We start from the raw sequence: 21,496 nt of genomic DNA on the forward strand, positions 1-21,496 counted from the left end.
CGGCGGGTTCCCTACCAGCCAGCCAGTACGGCGGCGCGTTCTCGATGCACTGCGGGCATTCCGAGAAAGGCGCGATCGAACATGGCCCGCTTGAAATAGATCTGGACGTCACACTCCCAGGTAAAACCGATGCCGCCGTGCGCTTCGACGCTGTCGCGAGCCACCTGCATGTACACATCGGTGATGTGTGACTTCGCCAGCGCTGCGGAGCGCTCCGACTCAGCCTGGACGTGATCGAAGGCGTGGGCTGCGTACCAGAAAAGACCGCGACACGGTTCCACTTCGGTGGCCATATTCGCGAGCTGGTGTTTGAGTGCCTGGAAGTGGCCGATCGTCACACCGAACTGCTCGCGCGTCCTCGCGTGTTCGACCGACATCTCCACCAGCCGATTGGCACCGCCAAACGCGTCGGCCGAGAGGAGGAGCAATCCGGCGTCGCGCAGACGACCCGCGACGCCGCTCCCCTGGGGAAGTATTTGCGCTTCTACACCGTCAAGGTTGAGTTCTTCGAGTCGCCGCGTGCGATCTACGCCAGCTATCTGCTTGATCTCCACACCGGCGGCCGCGCGCTCGATGAGCGCCAGCCCGCCGCCCACCGTACCGACGATGATCACGTCCGCCAGCGATGCGTTGGGAACGTGGAGTTTTCTCCCCGAGAGTTTGTCGTCACCTCCGAGCTGCCACTCTTCCGGCTGCCAGGCGGTACCGCCTTCGGCAAACGCGACACTTCCGATCACCTCACCCGTTGCAAGACGGGGCAACCAGGTCTTCTTCTGCTCATCGCTCCCGGCGAGTTGGAGAGCTAGACCCGCGAGGGAATGCCCCAGAAAAGGACCGGGAACGGCCCCTGCGCCGAGAGTTTCGCAGGCAAGAGCGAGGTCGAGCAGTTCCAGCCCCGCTCCGCCGAACTCCTCGGGCACCGTGATGCCACCCAGACCGAGTTCGATCAATCCCGTCCAAAGCGCTGGATCGTACCCTGTCTCCCCGTCGAAGATCTCGCGAAGACGCGTCGGGGGACACTCGTTGGCGACGAACTGAGCGATCGTTTCCTGAAGCAGTTCCTGTTCTTCTGTGATGTCAAAATCCACGCGCCTAGCTCCTCTGCACCGCGGCGTCGCGTGGCAGACCGAGTCCACGTTCGCCGATCACATTTCTCTGGATGTTCGCGGTACCGCCCGCAACTGCGATACCCAGGGACCACATGTATTGATTCATCCATCCAGAGAGATCGAGTTCACTATCCGGCAGGCGACTACCCGGCTCGAGCAATGAGTCGTCTTCGAGCAATTCAATCGACAGCTTCGCTACGGCGTGGCCGATGTTCGTGCTGTTGAGCTTGTTCATCAACTGGATGATTCCCGGATCCTGGTTCTTCGCCGCCTTGGTGAGCTGGCGATGTCCCGAGTACTGATGTGCCTTGATCCGGCCTTCGATTTCTACCAGATGCTGACGAACGCTCGGATCCTGCAGAGCACTGCGCCCATTGCGCTGTGTCTTTCGCGCCAGATCGACCAGTCCCGCAAACATCAGCGCGGACTGCTCCGCGTTGCCGATCATATTGCGCTCGTGCTTGAGCGTGGTTCGCGATACCAGCCAACCTTCGCCGCGCTTGCCCACGATCCAGTCCTTGGGTGTGCGCACGTCGGTCAAAAAGACTTCGTTGAAATCCGCTGACCCGTTCATCTGTTTCAGTGGCCGCACGTCGATTCCCGGCTGATGCATGTCGATCAGCAGATAGGAGATCCCCGCGTGCTTCTGCGCTTCGGGTTCGGTTCGGGTGAGACAGAACATATAGTCGGCGTGCTGCGCACCGCTGGTCCAGATCTTCTGTCCGTTGATGACCCACTCGTCACCGACCAGCTCACCCTTCGTCTGCAATGACGCCAGGTCGCTTCCAGAACCCGGCTCGCTGTAACCCTGGCACCAGACGATCTCGCCGCGCATCGTGGGCGCAACGAATTTCTCCTTCTGCCATTCCTCACCGCGATCGAGCAGCGTGGGGACCAGCATGCCCGGCCCGATTCCGGCGACTTCGCCCGGTGCGCGCACCCTGCGAAACTCTTCGCGGATGACTGCAGCCTTGAGTACGTCGGCTTCCTGCTCGGAGCCGCCGTATTTCTTGGGAATCGAGCGAGCCAGATAGCCAGCCTCGATCGCCTGCTGGCGGAATCGAGCCGTCTGATCCTCACGCGAAGTTTCACTGTCCTTCGGCGGCCAATGAGCCTCCAGGAAGGTGCGCACCTGGCTGCGAAACTTCTCGTATTCCTCGCTGTAACTCAGATCCATCCTGCAAATCCTCCGACTCGGGCTGTACGCCCTCAGCCATCGTGGCAGCGTCGCGGCCCGATCTCAAGCGGCCCCGGATCAGCGCTCCGGCGAATTCTCCGAATCGACCGTACAGAGTGCGAGCGCTTCGTCCAGGCGGTCGCTACCCCAGAAGAGTTCTTCTCCAACGACGAAGCTCGGTGCGCCAAAGATGCCCAGCGCTTCGGCCCTCTCCGTCTGTTCCCGTAGCGCCCGCTTGTTTTCATCGGCGATGGCGCGATCGATCAGATCGTCCGCGTCCCTTCCGAGACGCCGGAGAATCTCGGCAATCACCTCGGGTTCTCCGATTTCCCTGTCTTCCGCGAAGTTCGCCCGGTAGACCGCGCGCACGAAGCTCGCACACCAGTCTTCTTCTTGAACGAGTCGCGTGATGCGCGCGGCGAGTAGACCGTTGCGCGGAAAGCGGCTGGGCTTGCGAAACGCAAGGTCATAGCGCTCACAGAGGCGCTCCATGTCCCGCCACATATAGCGCCCCTTGACCGGGTAGAGATTGAAGGGCGAGTCGTCCCAGCCCTGGACACGAAAGATCGGTCCCAGAAGAAACGGCCGCCAGACCGTCGGCGCAGCGGCGGCGCGAGCGAGTTCTTCAATTCGCGCAGCTGCCAGGTAGGAATAGGTGCTCGCAAACTCGAACCAGAACTCGAGAGGAAGAACGGCCATCTGTCTTTCGGTTCCCATGGAGTGTCGGAAGTCGGGGATTCCTGCGAGACCGGGCAACGAACCCGCGAGGCAAGCCGAGCAAGTGTATTCGAAACGGGGGGTCGTCGCCGAAATCAATCGGCAGACGAGGGAAGCTCTTCGCTCGACAGGCAGTAGTCCTGCTCGTGGAGCCAGCAACTTGCCGAAGGCTCGTGTGGCTCGAGGCGCAGCGAGCGAAGCGAATCCTGCCCACCTCTTTGGTACGCGATTCGAAGGCGCTCTTCGACTGCATCGTCTCGCGCCCCGGTGCACGGGTAGATCCCCACCGGAGAGACAAACCGAGCCGTGAATCCGGTTCTGCGACGGGTGATCTTCAGGTAGTAACCCGCCCCGTGTCCCAGGCTGCTGATCCGAGCCGTCAAGGGAAACAACAGGCGGCCGGCGAGTCGAAGACTCTTCAACCAGATCTCACAAGGGTGAGTCGCGCCGGCACTCAGGAAGACCGCGTCGCAAGGCCCTGGGGCATAGCTCGAACCATCCGCGCACACGAGTTTGACCGTCGCGTAGGAATTCAAGTTCCGTCGCGCCCGTTCCGCGAGTTCAGAATCGATTTCCACACCCAGGACTTCGCCCTGGGCGCCGACCACCTCGGCGATGATGGCCGTGTAGTAGCCGACGCCGGCCCCCACGTGCACAACCCGCTCGCCAGCTGTTAGATCGAGAGAATCGAGCCACATCGCCAGTGCTCCGGGTTCACCGTTGTTGAGCCCGCGCACGGGATCGATCGCCACCAGCACGCGGCGGTAGAGGTCAGAAGGATCCGAGGTCTCCCGATAACCACGGTCGTCGGACATGGGGTCGGAGATCAGCCACGGCGGAGGCCCGAGGAATACCTCGCGAGGAACGGTCGCGAATGCGCGCTCGAGCGCGGCCGACTTCAGACCCGCCGCATCGCTGAGTTCTCGAGAGTAGGCTCGTCGCACCTCCCGCAAATCGGACACATTTCACCTCATAGCGGTCTGGAGAGAAAGAACGTATCCGTCTGCCCGGCATCGCTGCGGAATCCGAGGCCATCGTAGAGCCGTCGGGCGGGGTCATTGTCTCCTCGCACTTCGAGCGTGAGACGACAACAATCCAGTTCTCTGGCCGCCTCGGCCGCAGCCTCGATCAACGCGCGTCCGACGCCTCGCTTGCGCCAATCCGCTTTCACCGCCAGATCGTGAATATTGAGTAGACGACGCGCCGCGAACGACGAAAAACCGAGGAAGCAGACTGCGATACCGATCGCCCGCTCGCCCTCGAAAGCCAGAAATACCCGAGTGGTCGGATGCGCGCGCAGACCCGGAACCAGTTCTGCCTTTGCGAACTCTGAGAGCGGTTGCCCGCCTCCAATCGACTCGCTCGCGTACGCATCGATCAGTTCGACGATCGCCTGCTCGTGATCGGTCCGAGCCAGATCCGCGCGAACCACGGATACCGCGTCTTTCGACATCAGATCAACCGCGCCAGCATTCGGTGCGCAAGAAAGCCGACCGGAAGGATTGCTGCTCCCAGAAAATACGCCTGCCAGAACGAAAGGCCCAGACGCGTCGTCAACAGGAATGGAACAAAGAACATGAGCGTCACGGGAATCGCGATGAAGATGCTCCGGGCGAGCGTGACCGTCGCCTCCTGGTCGCCGTGCTGCAAATAGGACATCGGCAGCACGATCAGGGTTGAAACAGGCATCGCGATCATGAATCCCGCGATGATCGGAGAACGACCCGACAACCACGCGACCGAACCGATCAGGATCGCTGCTATGAACGTATTGATGATGAACGGATTCACTTCAAAACTCCGATATCGGGGTGATTGAGCAGTCGAGAGGTCCGGCCGAGAGTCAGATTCCCTGCCTCAGTCCGCCGGCTCACGGGCGTTCGCAAGAACGCGTGTCAGCCTGCGCGAACCGGCGATACTGATCAAGAGAACTGCGAGCGTCAGGATCATTCCTCCGTAGAGCAGGGTCGCCATCGCGTCGCCCTGGAGAATCGGAATCCCCATCTTCAGGGAGTTCTCCCCGGCATTGAACGCACCGTGCAGTAGAACAACGAGCAGCAGACTCCCTCGCGTGCTGTTGAACACCCAGGTAAAGATGACCGAGAGGGCGATGGTCAGCAGTGTAAACAGGCCGATCGTACTCAGACTCGCACCGTCTTTCCCGGATGAAGGCAGGAGGAAAGCGGGGAAATGCCAGATACCCCAGATCAGACCGACTAGCAGGGCGGCGGAGAGCGCACTCCTGGTTGCCTGCAATTCCGGCAGAAGGAGTCCTCGCCAACCCAACTCCTCACCGAGACCGCCACCCAGGAAAACGTGCTTGAGCAGAAGCGGTGCGAATGATGCGAGACCTGCAAGTTCAAACTCCGGAGTCAGGTCTCCCGTCGAAAAACGAAGAAACGCTGCCAGCACCCAGATCGCGAACGGCCCAAAGAGCACCAGAAGGAACCAATAAGGCTTGACTCGCCAGTCCAGGAGTTGAGCCAGGAACCGTTTTACCGCCGCAGCCCCGCCGCGCAACGCGAAGACGATCAGTGCGGCAAGGCTCGGACCGAACTTCGCGAGATAGCCGAAAAACTTCGCAAGAACATCGGGCAGACCGGCGAGCGGATGGGAGAGAAATGCCGAGAGCCAGCTGATCCCGAAAGTGAGGCCAACAAAGACGAGAATGGGATTTCGTGTGACCAGGCCTTTGATGCGGGTATCGGATGTGGTCAAGCTCTGCGGGTCTCCACTCGAATTCCAGCCGTCGTCAACACTTCGGCAAAGTGGACCATTTCGACGCGGGGTCCAGTCATGACGACGGAGGGAAGACGCCGGTTCAGGCTTCGAACTTCGTCTGCATTGAGATCCAGGGTCTCGCGCAATGCCTGAAGATGCTCGGGATCCCCGATCGATAGTTCGATCAGCACGAGGCACCAGCCGAGACGATCTCTCTCGTATTCCGTCTCATAGCGCGTGATGTAGTAGTCGGGTTCGTGGGCCGTACCGGTCGAGTGAATTGTCCCATCGAAGCGGTTGACGATCATCGGGCCGTTGTCTGCCGAGCGGTAGCGGGACTCTCCTGTCTCCATCCAAAGCCGCGACTGATAAAAGAACACCCAGCCCCACTCGCGCTCGAGTGTATCGTCATCTGCGATCTGGAAATCATCCCCTGGCCAGAGATTGGATTGCCGTGAGCGGATCTCGGCCTCCACGCGGTCGCGGGCCTGGGCGAGAGTAATCACCAAGACTCTAGTGGCCCAGGCCGTTCTTCTCGAAGTACTGCTGGTGGTAGTTCTCGGCGCGCCAGAACTCCGCGGCTTGCGTGATCTCGGTAACGATCGGACGCGCGAAACGAGCGGAGGCTTCGAGTTTCGCCTTCGACTGCTTTGCCGCCAATTTCTGGGCAGCATTCAGGAAGAAGATCCCCGAGCGATACTGGGTACCGACGTCGGGGCCTTGGCGATTCTCGGTCGTCGGGTCGTGACAGTTCCAGAATACCTCGAGCAACTCTTCGTAGCTGATCTTGCTCGAGTCGAATTCGACCCGGACCGCTTCGGCGTGGTTCGTGCGCCCACTACACACGTCTTCGTAGGTCGGGCTGGACAGATTTCCTCCGATGTAGCCGACAGCCGTCGCGAAAACGCTGTCCAGCTTGCGGAAACTCGCCTCGACACCCCAGAAGCATCCTGCTGCGAAGATTGCAGATTCATTGTGTTCGGACACTCTGTCCTCCTTCAGCTAACGAGCAAATACCTTGCGCAAGAGTTCCGTCGTCCGTGCGCTGGGATCTTCGCGAATTCTCACCTCTTCCTGTGCCAGAACGAAGAACAGACCGCTGATCGACTTGTCCGTCACGTAGCGCTGCAGGTCGAGTACGGGCCTGGATTTCATCGGCAACGCCGCATAGGCATTCGAGAGACTCTGGTAGGCATTATAAAGCCCGACCTCTTTCATCTTGGCGTCGACGATCGGGCGGAAACGGTCGGTGAGTTGCGCAGATGTGCGATCGCGAAAGTAGTCGGTGGCTGCCGTCTGCTCGCCGTTCAGGATGCCGTAGGCGTCGGCAAACGACATCTGCGCGATCGCGTTCCAGAACACGTCCGTCGCCTCACCGGCTGCGAGTTCAGCGGCGCGGTTCATGGCGCCTTCCAGTTCGTCGACCTTTCGTCCGTATCCCACAGCCCGCAGAGCCCGGGCCATGGGTTGGAGTTGTTCCGGGGTCTCGATATGGATCACCCGGTTGCGAGCGAAGCCTCCCTCAGCCGAGGTCGATGCGACCGTCCGCCGGGTTCCGAGTTGCAGAGCTTCTTTGAGACCGGCGACGACGGTGCGCTCATCGAGCACTCCGCCCGCATCTGTTCCCATAGCGGCAGACAGCACGTCCGCCACCAGGTTCGGATCGAGGTCCGCACAGGCGACCAAGCCAAAGACCAGAAAAAGCGGAGTGACGCTCCTCCGCAGCTTTCCATAGACGTCCATCACCGTCCCGTCGAGAAGCCATTTCCAACCGGAGCATACCACTCGCCCGCGGACTCCTCCGCTGAGGCGAAAAAGAACGCCGCCCGGCTCAGCCCGAGGTCCGGGTTCGCTCCGCTGCAACCTCGCCGACGATGGGCAGTTCGTACCGCTCGCCTTGAAACGCCTTGATCATGAGCAGGATCCAGATCACCACGCCGCCGAGGGTCGCGACCAGGCGTATCAACCCACCCAGGAACGGGATGAAACCCGACACGATGTTCAGCACGAAGAGGCCCAGGAAGGTCAGCGTCGATTGCATGGCGTGGAAGCGAACGTATGAATTCTTCTTCTCCAGAATCAGGAACAGGAGGCCAGTCAGAAATCCAAACAGGTAGGTCAAGAGACCCGCCAGGTTCGGATCGAGTCCTGTGCTGGACGCCTCTTCTGATGCCGTTTCCGCCGGGACGTTATCTTCGGGTTCCATGGTTCTAACTACCTTTTAGTTGTGGTCTGAAGAATGGGTCTGGCGTTCGTGAACGCGAATCGAGAATTTCTGGCAACCCCGAGGGCCGCGTTTCGGGTGTATCGCAGGTGCTCCGTCACCTCGATACAGACGGACCCATTCTTCAGACCACGATTCTCATGTCGATGAGATCCGATTGTAAGCGGCCCGGAACGGGCCTGTCTCCATTTTTCGAGCACCAACGGCAGGTTGTGGGATTTTAGCTATTCTGAAAATCAGTGTCTCATTCGGGACGTGACGAACTACGAGCCGCAGCGCGGCTTCGCTCTGGTGCAAAACGCCACGGTTTGGCGCGGCGCCCGGAAGCGATCCGCGCTCTCGTGCGCTCGAACGCCCTGCGCTTCGTTGAAGGCAATCGGGTCGAGTTCTTCGACAACGGGCATGAGGGGCTCAAGGCCATGCTCGAGGCGATCGAACGGGCGGAACGGCGCGTCCATCTGGAGACCTACATCCTGCGCGCCGATGCCACTGGCCGAGCATTTCTCGAGGCGCTCGCCCGCAAGGCCGCTGACGGGCTCGATGTTCGATTGCTCTACGACGCACTCGGATCGCGCGGACTCGATTTGTTGGCGCTCGCACCGCTGCGCGCCGCAGGTGCGGAAGTGCTGGCGTTCAACCCGATGCGGCCTCTGTACCCCCGCTTTGCACCGCGCCGGCGCGACCACCGCAAGATACTGGTCGTGGACGGCGAGATTGGCTTCACGGGCGGCCTGAACATCGGCGACGAGTACTCGGAACTGCTCGAAAACGGTCGGCCCGGCTGGCGCGACGCACACGTGCGACTGCGTGGACCGGTGGTTCGGGATCTAGAAGCCGTTTTCCTGGAAAGCTGGTTCCGCGCGGATGGCCCGGCATTGCCGTGGCAAACCCTGCTCGGTGAAGAGCCGCAGCCGTGCGGGGAAGCGCGCTGCGCAGTGCTCGCCGACGGCCCGGTGTACCGGCGTCGGCGCATGCGCTCCCTGGTCGTTTCGGCGCTGGAAAGCGCAGATCGGCGAGTGCGTCTGGAAAGCCCCTACTTCGTGCCCGGACACAGTGTGCTCGAGGCTCTCGCACGCGCCAGCCAGCGCGGCGTGCGCGTCGAGATGCTGCTCGCGGGTCGCACCGACCATCCGCTACTGCGCCGGGCCGCGCGCGCAATCGTGCCGCGACTCGTGCATAGCGGCGTCGAGGTTCGCGAATACCACGCAGCGATGTGGCACGGAAAGGCCGCCGTATTCGACGACGCCTGGGCCGTCGTTGGATCGTCGAATCTGGACCGTCAGAGCTTTGAACACAGTTACGAGGTCAACGTGATCATCGAAGATGCTGATGTCGCCACCCAGCTTGCCGAGCGTTTCGACCGTGACGCTTGTGAGTCTCAGCTCATCGACGCCCGTCTATTGCGTGAACGCGGCCTGATCGCGAGAGTCATCGACTCACTTGCGGCGCTGATCGCGCGATTGATCTGAGGCGGCAATCGAAGACGGCTCAGGCACGTGGGGACTTCACCGCGCAGGACCGGGCGATCCAGGGGCGGCGTCGACCTGCTTCACATCGCATCCGCCTTTGAATTTTGCGGGCCGAAACCGCCTCCATACGCAAGCGGCATACCGCAAGCGATATCCTGATGTGGATCGTCGGCACCCGACTCTGGCACCGCAATACACACGTCCGATTGGAGGAACAATGAGAGCTGCTCTTCTGCGACCTGCTTCGATCCCGCTCCTATGCCTTTTCCTGCTTCCAGGCACGGTGGCGGCCCAGTCGAAGGAAAGCCCGATGAACCGCGTCAGCTTCCAGGTCGAAGCCTCACGCGATGTGGAGAACGACTGGGTCACCGCCATCCTCGGCACCACGGAGGAAGACAGAGATCCCGCGAAACTCGCAGATCGGATCAACACGACCATGGCGTGGGCACTGGAAACTGCGAAAGCCGCAAAGGCCATCGAGGTAAAATCGGGCGGGTACCAGACCTATCCGATTCACGACAAGAGCCGCATCGTACGCTGGCGGGGCAGCCAGGATCTGATTCTGGCCAGCGGGAACGTCGAAGCGGTGAGCGAACTGATCGGTGAACTTCAGAGCCGTCTTCAGATTCGCTCGATCCAGTTCTCGGTTTCACGCAAGAAGAGACGCAGCCTCGAAAGCGATCTGATCAGTGAGGCGCTCGGTGCTTTCAAGACGCGAGCACAGAACGTGCGGAAAGACCTCGACCGCAACAGCTACGAACTGGTGCAGCTTTCGATCAACACGGGCGGTGGCGGAAGCCCGAGGCCCCTTCGCGGAATGGCTCGCTCCATGGAAGCAGACGTAGCGCGACCTTCGTTCGAAGGCGGCACGAGCACACTATCGGTCAACGTGAACGGGACGATCGAGTTGCGCTAACCGGCTAGGGAATCTCCTGGAGATCCGGGTTCAGGATACGCACGTGTGTCCTCACGGAGTTGGCGATGAAGCACTGTTCGTGGGCCAGTTCGTGCATGCGCTCGATCTGCTCGAAACCTGGCTTTTGCTCGCCTCCAAACTCGATCTGTGGACGCAACTCGACTCGCGTGATCGCGAGCCTTCCTTCCTCGTTCTTTTCCATGAAACCGACCGCGGCATCGCGATAGCTATCGACCGTGCGGCGTTTGCGCGCCGCAATCGCCAGGAAAGTGAGCATGTGGCAACTCGACAGTGACGCGACAAACGCTTCTTCTGGATCCACCGCGTCCGCAGTTCCCAGAAACTCAGGGGCGGCGGAGGCCGGAACCTGTACACCCCCCTCGAAGCTCCAGGAATGTTCGCGGTTATAGGACTCGTAGCGGAAGTCTTCTGTGCTGCGCGTCCACAAGATCGAAGCACGGTGTTCCGACATCGGATTCTCCTGGAAGACGTTGAAACGATGGACCCGGAGGCCCCTGGGGGAGCCAACCGGTTCGCATTCTAGTCAGCGTCTCGTAAAGATGCCTTCGACATATCGCCTGACCGGGCGAAAACCCAGTCCCTCGTAACATCGGATCGCTGCAGTGTTTTCGACATCGACGTTCATTCCGATGTAGTCGACGTCTGCCTGCAGCTTCCGACACAGATCTGCCGTGATGCGTCGGCCCAGCCCGCGACGCCTGTGATCGGGCGAGGTGGCGATATTCCCGATCGCAGCCACGCGATAGTCGCGCGACCGAACGTGCACACCTCCGGCGCTGATCAGTTCGCCGCTCTCGCGAAACCCCACATAAGGACCCAGTTCCAGCATATACGGCTCGAAGAAGCGACCGCTGGCCTCGGCACCGCGATAGGCGCGCTGCGCGTAGAACTCCTGCAACTCATCGAGATCCGCAACGGTCAAGCGTTCCGGTTCTTCACCCGGCGTTTCCGGCAGCGGGCACGACAGGATCATCTTCTGATGCTCGCCTACCGACTCGAAGCTGTTCCGTGCTGCAAAGACATCGAGCATCCCGGCATCCAGGTTCACGAAGAAGCGCTCGGGCAACTCGGTGCAGATCGCGGCGAGCAGGCGGCGCGTCGGCTCGTGGTTCGGAGGGCATATTGCATAGAGGACGGGAATCTCGAGCTTGTGCAGAAGCAGGCAAAGGGCGTGGATCGCGGTACCCGTCGAGGCCGTGTACCAGATCGTTTCGGGCCAGAAGAAGTCATCGAGATCGGCCAGGGCGTAGACGTGCGCAGCCGCATCCCTGCGCAGGAAGGCTTCGATCTTCTCACGGTTTTCAATTCTCCCGAAATCCAGCGCGCTCAAATCGTCCGGCACAGAAATCCCCACCTTCCTCCTGACAGGATCATGACATTCGCCCGACCTGCAAGGAAGCCCGGGCGCACATCGAAGAGGATAGAGACTGTCAGAACCCGGAAAGCGGACGGAATGGACCGGACTTCAACGAACGGCTTCGATCACCCCAGAGCAGACATTGACGTGGAACGCCCCGGTCCGTTCGATGTGATGCTTGACGTGTTCCTCGAGTCTCACGAGTCTGACTTCGGTCGTCGGATCGTCAGAGGTCGTCGAGCGGATGTAACGGATGAGCGGAGAGACGCTCGTGATCTGCAACTCGTCGCGCCGGCGCCTCAGGTTGACGTGCTTGAAATGCGCCCCGATTTCAGCAAAACCGTTTTCCAGATCGAAAAACGACGCATCACGCTTCACACCGAGGAAACTCGAATCGACCTCGAAGCGCTGTAATAGTTCGCGGATCTCGATCAGATGGGTCCAGTCAGTTGTCGACGCGAAAAAACGTCCACCCGGGCGCAAGATCCGATGCACCTCTCGCAACGCCTGTTCGCGATCGGCTACGTGGTAGAGCATGTGGTTTGCGAGCGCGATGTCGAAGCTCTCGTCTTTGAGCGGAATCGCTGCGATATCGATGTGCTGGAATTCGACCCTGGCCTCCAGAGCTCGCAGTCGCTCCCTCGCCTGTTCCAGCATGCCTTCGGAGGAATCCGAGAGCAGGATCCTCATATCGTCGGGAATGCGCCCGGCATTTTCGCGCCAGAGATTTCCCGATCCACAACCGAGTTCCAGCAGGTCTTCGCCGGACCTGAGCGCGAGTTGGTCGAATAGCCAACTCATCCACGATCCCTCGCGAGTCGCGTAATCGTAGAGTTGGACCCGCGCATCCAGATTCGAAGCATTGCGATACTGGCGAGATACGTACTCGGAGTTGTCCATTCGACCCATCGAGTTGCCCGTCCTCCTTCCCGCCCGAAATACTCGGCTTCCCTTTCTGGAAAATCGCTCTTGGAAAAACGGGCTCGGAAGGTCGATCTTGGAAAGCCTGTCACGAAAATGCGACGCCTGTGATCGTCCTGGTCAATCGTCTCGCAAGTGTGATCGCAAGGCACCGGAGGTCCCATCATCGCGTGCAATTGCGTCGATCTCGTCGACGTCGAGCAGCGGACCCTGATTCACTCCGGGACAGTGCGCAGCCGTTTCGGCCCAGGCATCGGAGCTGTGCAGGTTTGTGCGCCAGAAGGGCCAGGCTCGACATTGGCGCGGCCGATCTTCGTAGACACGACAACCCAGACCGGAATCGTAGAAGATGCAATCGCGGTTTCGCCGCTCTCTGAGCGACAATGCGCGCCCCCGCATCACCGTGTACATCGCGCGAAACTCATCTGACGTGACATCGAAGCGACGCGCCAGAAGCCTCACCTCGGCATTATCGAGCCGGACGCTACCCGACTCGCCGCCGCAGCAATTCCCGCAGCGGGTGCAGCCAAAGCGCAGTCCTTCCCGGTACCAGAGACTCTCGCTCATCGCTGCATCTAGGACTCGGCCACCAGGTGCAGATTCGTACCCGTCGCCGCACTCAAACGATCCCGCACTTCTTCGGCGAGCTTCCGCGCGTCGCGGCTCTCGATGCGACCTTCAAAGAAAATCTGGACCTCATCGGTCTCCTGGGCGAAGGCAACCTCGACGTCGCGCATGCAGATCCGATGGTCACCCCAACCCGAAACAGGACTCGACGACTCACTCGAGAAGCGAAACAGTTCGCCGTATTGCTCGCGTGGCACCATCAGCCACTCGCCGGGATCCGGACGGATTGCGAACTCCACGCATTCCGGCCTGGTGAAATCGTTAATCGTCGGTTGATTGCGCAAGCGCGCGTACAGAGCAAACGAGACGATCGGAATCGCTCCCAGGACGATCAGGGGAATCCAGATCCAGGGGTCTTGTGCGTCCACTACTTCTCCAGCGCGCCCGAGGCCGCCCGCCGACCCGGCCCATTCGTGCCGAGGCATCCGCACCATCGGAGAGGCGAGGAGACCGCGGTTTTCCGCGCAATTGCCGACCTTACCTGTCGGCCATCAGCGCTAGTCAGCGCCAATCAACGAAAGAGCTTGCGATACACGAAGAGGAGAATCACCCCGCCCGCAGTGGCCGTCACAATACTGGGCAGATTGAACCCCGTGACGGGCCCACCGATTCCGGCCAATGTCGCCAGGTAACCACCCACCGAGGCACCTGCGATACCGATCAGGATGGTGACGACGAGTCCCCCGGGATCCTTCCCCGGCATGATGACTTTCGCCAGGACTCCCACCAGCAAGCCCATGCCAATCCACGCGATGAAACTCATGTCTACTCCCCAGATCCGTGTGAATCCGGGTTCATTCTACCCGTTCAAGACCCGGCCTGGGCCAGTGCAATGGATGGCGCCACGATTATGCGCTTGGAGGTCGGGCTACAGGGCGTCAATCCGGGCGACCGCACTCGCGAGTTCTTGCGCGCAACGGCGCTCGGCCCTCTGCCATCCGTCCTCCCTCTCTCGAAGGGAATGTGCAAGACCGCCAGATCAGGCGTCTTCGAGGCTCTCTTGGATGAAGCCTTCGATCTCGGACCGATGCCGAGAAGACAGCGCACTGAACTCCACGCCAAAATAGGTCGACGGTTCGTTCTGTCGGGTAACGTGCCGGATGACGCCACGGGTCACGAATGTACGCCTTCCGGGTAGCGTGACAACGAGTTCCACGGGCTTATCGATGTCGCAACCGGCGAAACGGTGTTCGACATAAACGCTCAGACCCGTCACGCTGATATCGCGAGCATGCAGGATATCGATCGAATTCGATCCGATGATCTGAATTCGGACGGGAGCGACACGGGAAGGTCGCACACGGCGTGCTGGACGCCGCTCCACGTCGGACAGCTTGTTCCGACCCCAGGCAAAGCGCAAGAAGGAGCCTCCGTCTCGGTTCCCGATCTGTATCGTCCGGATGAGTCCTCCTCTCAAGAGTTGGGGCGTGGTCAGGAGATTGTGCCTGACGAGCCCCCGGCTTCATGCGCGCAGACTGACCCAGGTGATGACCTGTCTCCGCTACCCGCTCCCTCGGGCCCTACGGTGCAGCGGCGAAATAGACGTGGGGGGTGATCTCTCCGGCCAGAAGCTGCTCGAGACGCCAGCTGGCTTCTTTGTGCTGCTCGCGAGTTCTTCGCCTGGCCGCGCTATTGGCGCGCGAGGTCGGACCGTTCAATTTCGCCGATAGCTGGATCGGAAATGCGATTCGGTAGGCACCGACCGGCGTGTTCCCCAAGAGAATCTCGACGTGCTCGCCGGGTGCAACCTCGAACGGACCCGATTGGCTCAAGGCAATTGCGTCGATCGCAACGCGGACGTCGCTCATCTCTATCGGGTGTCGAGAGAGATTGAACACGCGAACCAGAAACTCGCCTTCCCCGAGCATATCCGATGGCGAGAGTAGGCCAAATAGCTTGCGCAGATCGAAAAGCACGGGAAGGCGCGAATTGGTCAACAGGACCTCGACTTCCATCCCGACCCGCCCGCGTCCGATGAGTTCGTGAGCAACCCAGCTGCGCGAATAGTGCGTCGTCCCGCCCGAGGTCTCGACCGACAGGGTATCGTAGGAACAAGCGTTCCCGAGAGCCGTCGACAGAATCAGGCTCATCAACAACAGAACGCGATTTCCGGTCTTGTCGACACGCCGCGCGCTGGAGCTGGTGATTTTTTTGCATACCATCGATCGCGAGCCTATCAGACCCGGCGGAACGAGGGCCTGCGATCGGGGCGCTTCAACTGGGTGCGGAAACGCAATGTGCAGCTCCTCGGCGTGCCTTTAGAGAAAAAGGGGCCTCACTTTCGCGAGACCCCTTTTCATATTCGCCGAGCTTCTTAGTAGCGGCCGCGGCCTCCGCCGCCACCGCCGCCACCGCCACCGCCTCGCTCTTTCTGCTGCGCTTCATTGACGCGCAGAGCACGACCCTGGTGGTCCTGGCCATCGAGCTCACTGATCGCCTTTTCGGCGTCAGCCTGAGCCATCTCGACAAACCCGAAACCCCGGGAACGTCCGGTTTCGCGGTCCGTCACGACCGCAGCGGACTGCACTTCGCCGTACGCGCCAAACAGGTCGCGCAGGTCGGCTTCAGTTGCACTCCAGGATAGATTTCCAACGTAGATCTTCTTCACGAATCCGTACTCCAGACCCGGTCTGGCCGGGTCAAAACGCGCAAGCACCCGAAAGCACTTGCAAATGATTGACGACGAGCACTGTGCTCTCGTCGATCGCTTCGAACTGTTCTTGAACCGACCGCGAACTGAGATTGACTCGGAAGGAAATCGGGCAGGAGCATTCCCAAGCAAGGCAGAAGCTTATCCTAGGCCCCTGAGGGCTGCCACTGGGGTTTTCCCGCACCCCGGGCGGCCCGAGCCGGCCATCGATTCGGCGCTCCAAATGGTTGATTTCGCAATGATTTCACCGATACGGAGCGGCCAGAACCTGAAACTCGCTCAGCTCGCGAGTTGCAGATAGAGAACCTGACCGACCGTCCAGGCCTCCAGATTGTTCCATTCGTTCAAGAGTCGGCAGCGCGTGACCTGGGCGCTTCCGGGCGATCCCATGTCGAAACGAAGCCGACGAGGGCGCGTGTTGAGCTTTTCGATGATATTCGGCCAATCTCGTCTCCGAGCCACTTGAATTCTCCTTTTCCGATGTTTGTTGGCCCGATGCTCCGCGTGCGCCGTTCCTGCGCTCTTCGCTGGGCCATTTTGCCTAACAAGAGCAGGCGACCGCTTTCGCGAACCGCATCATAGCACGGGATTGAAATCACGCACCCCGTTCATGTTAGGCCGTGTGGCAACCTGTCTCACGGTCAGGTGCAACAATTTGCAGCATCTGGCCGTGAAAAATCCTTCAATCTTCTGAATATTCCCCTGGCCAGTCCGGACACTGATGAATCGAGGTCTTCGGCTATTCGACTTCCAGCCAGGAGCGGGTTCGAAAACGGATTGCTTTCCAATCCTGGTCTGAGTTCTCGATGCAGATCCGCGGAAGAGTAGAGATCTCCACGAGTTTGTCGCAAAAGGACCCGTATTCAGTCCAGAAAGAGATGAAGCCACCCAGCCCCGAAAGCCCCCGCTCCCGCGCATACGGGGTCGCGGTCGTGTAGTCGGCGACCTTTCTCGTCCAATCCGGTCCCCTCCTGGCCATCGTCTCTTCGCGTAGAAAGGAGCCGGGATCCGCCTGGAACAAATAGATCAGGCGAGGACTCAGAGGTGCAATAGTTTGTTCGAATTCAGCGTAGTAGGCGCTAATCCGGTCCAGGGAGAGGCCGTTTGCGAACATGAAGCGAACGGTCGTTTGAAAAGCACATCCTTCAAGAATAACAATGCGCTCGCTCCTGGCGCACTCGGCCGCGAAGCTGCGCCAGCGTTCCAGACAGAGTTCCGGGAAATCACTTCGGACTTGTTCGCGCCGCACCTCGCGCGGAAACACGGGATGATCGGGATGCTCTTCCAGGAACCACTCGGCAGTGATCCCGCTTCGTTGCGGGATTTCTTGCGCATATCCTGCGAGCGATGTCTTACCGGAACCGGGCAAGCCTTCGATCAGGATCATCTTGCAAGCCTTGTCCACGATGTTCGAAGATGCATCGGGTGAGCGCTTTCGTCCAGCAGCCGGTTGCGCCATCCACTCTCGAAACCACTCAGATCCGTTTCTCCAGGAGGCGATCGAGGGCTGTAGCTGGACGACGAAAACCCGGGTCGCCGAGATTTTCTCGTCCCGGATCAATGAGGATACACTGACGGCATGGACGATCTGCTCATTCGCCTGATGGAACCAATCGAATCGGCGGGGGTGATCAACGTCTGGCGGCGTTCGCGCTGGGATGCACTGCGCTGGCTCGAAGAACGCATGAACCACTCGCCCGAGGACGACGCTGCATTCTTCGAACACACGGTCGCACGCGAGAATCAGGTCTGGATTGCGGACTGTGGCGGTTTGATCGTGGGAATGATGGCCCTGTCGGATTCGGTCATCTCACATTTGTTCATCGATCCCGACTGGCAGGGACGCGGTGTCGGTAGCGCCTTGCTGGATCGAGCCAAGGAATTGTTCCCATACGGCCTGAGTCTGTTCACGCATCAGAGAAACACCCGCGCGCAGGACTTCTACGAGAGGCACGGATTCGTGGTGACGCGACGCGGAATCAGCCCACCCCCCGAAAGCGAACCCGATCTTCTTTACGAATACCGCCCCGCTCACGCGGAACCTGGCGACGATCGAGGCTAGAGTTCCGGTCGAAAGCTAGCGGCCTTCGCCCTGCGGCGTCTCGTGGTCGAAGTGACCGAAGCGCAAGAAACGAATCGCCTGCGCAGCTACCGACGGAGCCTGCATGATGAACGTATGGGAGTGCCGCACGAGCAGAAAATCGGCCATCCCCGCGACGCGCATTCGCGCGACAGCAACGGTTCCATCGTCGTCACCGGGAATCAACACCGAACCGATCGGGTTCAGACTGGCGGTGCCCGCGATCACACCGAGCGGAAAATCGACGGGCGGAAGGCGGTTCGGCAGGCTATTCGGATCGGTGCCGAGATCCGAACCGGTCTCACCGACCATCCAGCGAAAGATCCTACCGTCGAACTTGTCGACCAGCTCGCTGCCCTGATTGGGTGGCGACAGCATGACGACCCTTCCCAGATTCTTCGGCCGATTCGTCGCCAGGTATGCGCGTACGACGATGCCGCCTAGAGAGTGCGTGACGAAATGAAGACGAGCGCTCTCGCGACAACAGCTGTCGATTTCGCGATCCACCAATTCGACGATTTCTTCGGGACCCAGGCGGGTAGAGGGATAGCGCAGATTCTCGACATCGAAGCCTTCCGTCGTGAGTCGGTTTTCCATCGCGCGCATGGCTCTGTCACTGCGTCCAAGCCCGTGCAGGAGCATCACGGTTTCAGAAGTGGGAGCGACACCCTTCGCTTCCGGACCCGCATCGACGCTCGAGGGACCTGGCCCGAGGACCGCGAACACCAACAGACACGCCCAGATGCGAAGCGACTTCATTCGCTTCAGTTTACCGCTTCCGGGTCTGCCGTGTCGATGGAATTTCTGGTTCCAGCAACACGGGAGAATCCGACAGCGCCTATTGCTGAAGGCGGGAGAGCACGGTTCCGAACGGATCGATGTTCTCGTAGCACACCCAAGTTCGCATACGGATTCGGAAGAAGTTCAAGCAATGCTGCGGCTATTCACTGAACCTGAAGAACCCGCAGAGCTACTGTGAGAAAATTCAATGGCTCAAGCTGAACCACAATGAACATGATGTGAATGTCATCGACCGTATTGACAAATACACCGTCCGGAAGTACGTCGAGAAGCAGGGGCTGGGTTAACACTTGGTGCCGCTGTATGGGGTCTACCAGGACCAATTGCGCAGGTCTAAGAATAGGGAAAAGAAGCCCCGTTTTCCGCCGGGTATGGATGTTATGTCAAACCGAGAATGAGGCCCGACTCGGCCCCGATCCGTGCAATTGCGAACCGAGATTTCGATGGACGCAGTTGCCGGGTATTCAAGATCGGCCTGAATTGCGACCCAAACGAAGAAGCCCGCTTGGCTCAGTAGATCGGCTCGCTTCTGCGTGGTGATCTGGCTCGGCTCCATACAGTCCTCCTCATGGTTGCAGACTGAAAACCCCATCGTTGGTCGAATACTCACTTGACGGGAGTGTTTTATACTCCCATAATGCACCCGTTCAACATCGTGTGGCTTCGCGAAGAAGTGCGGGGCCCTCGACGGATCGTCGGGGAACCACAGTGAGAACTAGTCAATGGGGGGACTACGAATGGCAAGCACTAGGCACAACGTAGTGGGAGGACACATGCCAGTACCCAGATGCTGGGCGGGGCGGGTTCTCCTCGGGAGGAAACCCATTGGAACGCAATCGATCGGAACGGGACGACCGACGCAAACCCGAGCTTCATCTCGGCACCATTGACGAGATTGATCCACCAGAAGAGCGAGTCGTAGCGATTCGAACTTCGGAGCCTAGACCGACGGTAAGGCGGTTGGTTCTCTTCAGCTTCGTGGCAAATGCTGTCAGAAAGGCATGGGAGGAAATATGGGACGTTCTGCAGCGATAGCCGGACCGCCAGAAAGAGTGCGTGTCCAGATCGAGATGAGTTCCAGAGCACTGGATCAGTTGGACGAGCTTGTTCTCAGCACCGACGCAAGTTCACGGGCTGAGGTACTCCGAAATGCACTGAAGGTGTATGGCTGGCTCGTTGACCAGAGGCAGGAGTACGAGATCTCCCTTCTCAAGAAGAAGGACGACCAGGAGTTCGAGGTCGCCCTTCTCGAGGTCGGCCTCTAGTAAACCGCCCCGGCCCGATGAGGCTCATCAGTCACCTGGTGAACCGACCGAGCTCCGGGTCTACACTGCAGGGAGACACGAACGGAGGTCTTCATGCCCACGATCACTAGCACCCCGCCTCAGAGCGTTCAGGGCGATCTCGATGCCCTGTCAGACGCCCTCGACGCTCAGATCCCGGCGCAGATCGATGACAATCTGCTCATTGCGACCTGGAACATTCGGTCCTTCGGTAGTCTGACCAGGAAATGGACCGCGGCCGCTGGCGATAGTCCGAAGCGAGACCTACGCGGCCTGCGCGCAATCATTGAGATCATCTCCCGCTTTGACGTTGTCGCAGTTCAGGAGGTCACAGGCGACCTCAGATCGCTCCGCGACATGATGAAGTTCTTCGGTCCGGCCTGGTCGTTCCTAATGACTGACATCACTCTCGGAGATGATGGTCACAGCGAGCGAATGGCATTCGTCTTCAATCGAGACCGCGTGCAGCCCTCCGGCCTCGCTGCCGAACTTGTCGTTCCTCCTGAACAGCTTGGCATCGGAGAAGATGCTCTGCAGCAACAGTTCGCGAGAACACCCTACGCAGTCAGCTTCCGAGCAGGTGAAACGACCTTCATCCTGGTAGCCCTTCACGTCACGTACGGCGATGCCCCAGAGGATCGCGTTCCAGAACTCAAAGCAATCGCCAAGTGGATGAACGATTGGGCGCGTCGAAGCACGAAGTGGCACCACAACCTTCTCGTGTTGGGCGACTTCAATATCGACAGAAGTGGTGATCCACTCTGGGAGGCCTTTTCGTCAACCGGGCTGACAGTCCCAGATGCTCTTAACGATGTTCCGAGGAGCATCTACGACGATCCAGGTGACCCGTCTGACAACGCCTTCTACGATCAAATTGCTTGGTTCACCACGGGAAGCGGAAAGCGGCGGCTCGATATCGACTTCGTGAGTGCTGGTGGCTTCGACTTCCGGGACCTCGTGTACAGGAACCAGAGCCTCACCAACAGCTCGCTCTCATTCCGGATGTCCGACCACTTCCCCCTGTGGGTGGAGTTTCACCGCTAACCCTCGCCAATGTCTGCGTTTCGGTTTGAACGGGCCCTTCCTCCCTCGATGCCGACCTCGAGGGTCGTTCCCCGAGCATCTTTGGGCATGGGGGTCAGAAACTGCGACGTGACCTGAACTCGATCTCCCGTGCGAGCTCGATGTTCAAGCGTTCTCGGATGTGGGCACGGACCGCGGTTGGTGCTTTTCGTCCGCGGATAGGAAGTATAGCACCCCTGTCTCCCTAATAAGACCATCCACTAGGGAATCTCTGCACAGGGAGGATTCGAGCGAGAAGCGGGAGTCGCCGCCTGAGCAAGAAGCGTGATCCGATCGCAGATCCGTAGATCTGCAGAGGGTCGCGCGACGCAGCGCAGGCGGATGCATCGCGCTTCGCAGC

General features: G+C 60.0%; 28 protein-coding genes. 5 read left to right on the top strand and 23 right to left on the bottom strand.

Features of this window, described 5'->3' with window-relative positions:
• Nucleotides 1-11: 11 nt before the first annotated feature.
• The 11 genes from GY725_12265 to GY725_12315 all read right to left on the bottom strand — a co-directional run bounded on the left by GY725_12265 (nt 12) and on the right by GY725_12315 (nt 7,858).
• Nucleotides 12-1,088, bottom strand: coding sequence for an acyl-CoA/acyl-ACP dehydrogenase (locus GY725_12265; GenBank protein ID MCP4004960.1), 1,077 nt, complete (start codon nt 1,086-1,088; stop codon nt 12-14).
• A 4-nt stretch (nt 1,089-1,092) separates the two neighbouring features.
• Nucleotides 1,093-2,286 carry an acyl-CoA dehydrogenase gene (locus tag GY725_12270; protein ID MCP4004961.1) on the bottom strand — a complete coding sequence of 398 codons (1,194 nt, stop codon included), beginning with the start codon at nt 2,284-2,286 and terminating at the stop codon, nt 1,093-1,095.
• 78 nt (nt 2,287-2,364) lie between these two features.
• Nucleotides 2,365-2,985 carry a 2-hydroxychromene-2-carboxylate isomerase gene (locus GY725_12275; protein MCP4004962.1) on the bottom strand — a complete coding sequence of 207 codons (621 nt, stop codon included), beginning with the start codon at nt 2,983-2,985 and terminating at the stop codon, nt 2,365-2,367.
• Between the two features lie 113 nt (nt 2,986-3,098).
• Complete coding sequence (locus GY725_12280; protein MCP4004963.1) at nt 3,099-3,965, bottom strand: methyltransferase domain-containing protein; 867 nt, start codon at nt 3,963-3,965, stop codon at nt 3,099-3,101.
• A gap of 8 nt (nt 3,966-3,973) precedes the next feature.
• Nucleotides 3,974-4,456 carry a GNAT family N-acetyltransferase gene (locus GY725_12285; GenBank protein ID MCP4004964.1) on the bottom strand — a complete coding sequence of 161 codons (483 nt, stop codon included), beginning with the start codon at nt 4,454-4,456 and terminating at the stop codon, nt 3,974-3,976.
• Complete coding sequence (locus GY725_12290) at nt 4,456-4,794, bottom strand: hypothetical protein (GenBank protein MCP4004965.1); 339 nt, start codon at nt 4,792-4,794, stop codon at nt 4,456-4,458. Before GY725_12290 ends, GY725_12285 begins: the two co-directional genes overlap by 1 nt.
• A 66-nt stretch (nt 4,795-4,860) precedes the next feature.
• Nucleotides 4,861-5,721: a CPBP family intramembrane metalloprotease gene (locus GY725_12295; GenBank protein MCP4004966.1), complete on the bottom strand. Its 861-nt coding sequence runs from the start codon at nt 5,719-5,721 to the stop codon at nt 4,861-4,863.
• Nucleotides 5,718-6,230, bottom strand: a complete 513-nt coding sequence (locus GY725_12300) for a hypothetical protein (GenBank protein MCP4004967.1) — start codon at nt 6,228-6,230, stop codon at nt 5,718-5,720. Before GY725_12300 ends, GY725_12295 begins: the two co-directional genes overlap by 4 nt.
• A gap of 7 nt (nt 6,231-6,237) precedes the next feature.
• Nucleotides 6,238-6,711 carry a peptide-methionine (S)-S-oxide reductase MsrA gene (gene msrA, locus GY725_12305; GenBank protein MCP4004968.1) on the bottom strand — a complete coding sequence of 158 codons (474 nt, stop codon included), beginning with the start codon at nt 6,709-6,711 and terminating at the stop codon, nt 6,238-6,240.
• 15 nt (nt 6,712-6,726) lie between these two features.
• On the bottom strand, nt 6,727-7,509 hold the full coding sequence (locus tag GY725_12310; protein MCP4004969.1) for a DUF4197 domain-containing protein: 783 nt from the start codon (nt 7,507-7,509) through the stop codon (nt 6,727-6,729).
• 46 nt (nt 7,510-7,555) lie between these two features.
• Entirely contained in the window at nt 7,556-7,858 is a 303-nt protein-coding gene (locus GY725_12315) for a hypothetical protein (protein MCP4004970.1), read from the bottom strand.
• Between the two features lie 329 nt (nt 7,859-8,187).
• Between GY725_12315 and GY725_12320 the strand changes: the two genes are divergently transcribed.
• Together GY725_12320 and GY725_12325 are read left to right on the top strand one after the other, a co-directional pair.
• Complete coding sequence (locus GY725_12320) at nt 8,188-9,417, top strand: hypothetical protein (GenBank protein ID MCP4004971.1); 1,230 nt, start codon at nt 8,188-8,190, stop codon at nt 9,415-9,417.
• A 310-nt stretch (nt 9,418-9,727) separates the two neighbouring features.
• The gene (locus tag GY725_12325; GenBank protein ID MCP4004972.1) at nt 9,728-10,333 is read left to right on the top strand and encodes an SIMPL domain-containing protein; all 606 of its coding nucleotides are present in this window, start codon (nt 9,728-9,730) and stop codon (nt 10,331-10,333) included.
• A gap of 4 nt (nt 10,334-10,337) precedes the next feature.
• Here the strand turns inward: GY725_12325 and GY725_12330 are convergent, their stop codons facing one another.
• The 11 genes from GY725_12330 to GY725_12380 all read right to left on the bottom strand — a co-directional run bounded on the left by GY725_12330 (nt 10,338) and on the right by GY725_12380 (nt 17,368).
• On the bottom strand, nt 10,338-10,805 hold the full coding sequence (locus GY725_12330) for an OsmC family peroxiredoxin (GenBank protein MCP4004973.1): 468 nt from the start codon (nt 10,803-10,805) through the stop codon (nt 10,338-10,340).
• A gap of 72 nt (nt 10,806-10,877) precedes the next feature.
• Nucleotides 10,878-11,708 (bottom strand): GNAT family N-acetyltransferase, encoded by an 831-nt coding sequence (locus GY725_12335; protein ID MCP4004974.1) that lies wholly within the window; start codon nt 11,706-11,708, stop codon nt 10,878-10,880.
• A 111-nt stretch (nt 11,709-11,819) separates the two neighbouring features.
• Complete coding sequence (locus GY725_12340) at nt 11,820-12,620, bottom strand: methyltransferase domain-containing protein (GenBank protein ID MCP4004975.1); 801 nt, start codon at nt 12,618-12,620, stop codon at nt 11,820-11,822.
• A 132-nt stretch (nt 12,621-12,752) separates the two neighbouring features.
• On the bottom strand, nt 12,753-13,199 hold the full coding sequence (locus tag GY725_12345; GenBank protein MCP4004976.1) for a YkgJ family cysteine cluster protein: 447 nt from the start codon (nt 13,197-13,199) through the stop codon (nt 12,753-12,755).
• Between the two features lie 8 nt (nt 13,200-13,207).
• Nucleotides 13,208-13,627, bottom strand: coding sequence for a hypothetical protein (locus tag GY725_12350; protein MCP4004977.1), 420 nt, complete (start codon nt 13,625-13,627; stop codon nt 13,208-13,210).
• Nucleotides 13,628-13,770: 143 nt separating this feature from the next.
• Entirely contained in the window at nt 13,771-14,022 is a 252-nt protein-coding gene (locus GY725_12355; GenBank protein ID MCP4004978.1) for a GlsB/YeaQ/YmgE family stress response membrane protein, read from the bottom strand.
• A 216-nt stretch (nt 14,023-14,238) separates the two neighbouring features.
• Nucleotides 14,239-14,619 carry a PilZ domain-containing protein gene (locus GY725_12360; protein ID MCP4004979.1) on the bottom strand — a complete coding sequence of 127 codons (381 nt, stop codon included), beginning with the start codon at nt 14,617-14,619 and terminating at the stop codon, nt 14,239-14,241.
• A 160-nt stretch (nt 14,620-14,779) separates the two neighbouring features.
• Nucleotides 14,780-15,421, bottom strand: coding sequence for a hypothetical protein (locus GY725_12365; protein MCP4004980.1), 642 nt, complete (start codon nt 15,419-15,421; stop codon nt 14,780-14,782).
• Between the two features lie 152 nt (nt 15,422-15,573).
• Nucleotides 15,574-15,867, bottom strand: a complete 294-nt coding sequence (locus GY725_12370) for an RNA-binding protein (GenBank protein MCP4004981.1) — start codon at nt 15,865-15,867, stop codon at nt 15,574-15,576.
• A 321-nt stretch (nt 15,868-16,188) separates the two neighbouring features.
• Entirely contained in the window at nt 16,189-16,371 is a 183-nt protein-coding gene (locus GY725_12375) for a hypothetical protein (GenBank protein MCP4004982.1), read from the bottom strand.
• A gap of 277 nt (nt 16,372-16,648) precedes the next feature.
• Nucleotides 16,649-17,368: a hypothetical protein gene (locus GY725_12380; protein MCP4004983.1), complete on the bottom strand. Its 720-nt coding sequence runs from the start codon at nt 17,366-17,368 to the stop codon at nt 16,649-16,651.
• Nucleotides 17,369-17,488: 120 nt separating this feature from the next.
• On the opposite strand from GY725_12380, the gene GY725_12385 reads away from it, so the two are divergent.
• Entirely contained in the window at nt 17,489-17,971 is a 483-nt protein-coding gene (locus tag GY725_12385; protein ID MCP4004984.1) for a GNAT family N-acetyltransferase, read from the top strand.
• A 15-nt stretch (nt 17,972-17,986) separates the two neighbouring features.
• Here GY725_12385 and GY725_12390 read toward each other — a convergent pair whose 3' ends face one another.
• Entirely contained in the window at nt 17,987-18,748 is a 762-nt protein-coding gene (locus GY725_12390) for an alpha/beta hydrolase (GenBank protein ID MCP4004985.1), read from the bottom strand.
• Between the two features lie 1,136 nt (nt 18,749-19,884).
• On the opposite strand from GY725_12390, the gene GY725_12395 reads away from it, so the two are divergent.
• Together GY725_12395 and GY725_12400 are read left to right on the top strand one after the other, a co-directional pair.
• Nucleotides 19,885-20,055, top strand: a complete 171-nt coding sequence (locus GY725_12395) for a hypothetical protein (protein ID MCP4004986.1) — start codon at nt 19,885-19,887, stop codon at nt 20,053-20,055.
• Between the two features lie 93 nt (nt 20,056-20,148).
• The gene (locus GY725_12400; protein ID MCP4004987.1) at nt 20,149-21,117 is read left to right on the top strand and encodes an endonuclease/exonuclease/phosphatase family protein; all 969 of its coding nucleotides are present in this window, start codon (nt 20,149-20,151) and stop codon (nt 21,115-21,117) included.
• The last annotated feature ends 379 nt before the right edge of the window (nt 21,118-21,496 follow it).

The organism is bacterium (assembly GCA_024226335.1).
Lineage (GTDB): Bacteria > Myxococcota_A > UBA9160 > SZUA-336 > SZUA-336 > JAAELY01.

What these genes read in the sequence shown, in the direction of transcription:
- GY725_12270 (MCP4004961.1), bottom strand. Translation starts at nt 2,286, where the DNA reads ATGGATCTGAGTTACAGCGAGGAATACGAGAAGTTTCGCAGCCAGGTG.
- GY725_12275 (MCP4004962.1), bottom strand. Translation starts at nt 2,985, where the DNA reads ATGGCCGTTCTTCCTCTCGAGTTCTGGTTCGAGTTTGCGAGCACCTAT.
- GY725_12285 (MCP4004964.1), bottom strand. Translation starts at nt 4,456, where the DNA reads ATGTCGAAAGACGCGGTATCCGTGGTTCGCGCGGATCTGGCTCGGACC.
- GY725_12325 (MCP4004972.1), top strand. Translation starts at nt 9,728, where the DNA reads ATGAACCGCGTCAGCTTCCAGGTCGAAGCCTCACGCGATGTGGAGAAC.
- GY725_12330 (MCP4004973.1), bottom strand. Translation starts at nt 10,805, where the DNA reads ATGTCGGAACACCGTGCTTCGATCTTGTGGACGCGCAGCACAGAAGAC.
- GY725_12340 (MCP4004975.1), bottom strand. Translation starts at nt 12,620, where the DNA reads ATGGGTCGAATGGACAACTCCGAGTACGTATCTCGCCAGTATCGCAAT.
- GY725_12345 (MCP4004976.1), bottom strand. Translation starts at nt 13,199, where the DNA reads ATGAGCGAGAGTCTCTGGTACCGGGAAGGACTGCGCTTTGGCTGCACC.
- GY725_12355 (MCP4004978.1), bottom strand. Translation starts at nt 14,022, where the DNA reads ATGAGTTTCATCGCGTGGATTGGCATGGGCTTGCTGGTGGGAGTCCTG.
- GY725_12365 (MCP4004980.1), bottom strand. Translation starts at nt 15,421, where the DNA reads ATGGTATGCAAAAAAATCACCAGCTCCAGCGCGCGGCGTGTCGACAAG.
- GY725_12380 (MCP4004983.1), bottom strand. Translation starts at nt 17,368, where the DNA reads ATGGCGCAACCGGCTGCTGGACGAAAGCGCTCACCCGATGCATCTTCG.
- GY725_12385 (MCP4004984.1), top strand. Translation starts at nt 17,489, where the DNA reads ATGGACGATCTGCTCATTCGCCTGATGGAACCAATCGAATCGGCGGGG.
- GY725_12390 (MCP4004985.1), bottom strand. Translation starts at nt 18,748, where the DNA reads ATGAAGTCGCTTCGCATCTGGGCGTGTCTGTTGGTGTTCGCGGTCCTC.
- GY725_12400 (MCP4004987.1), top strand. Translation starts at nt 20,149, where the DNA reads ATGCCCACGATCACTAGCACCCCGCCTCAGAGCGTTCAGGGCGATCTC.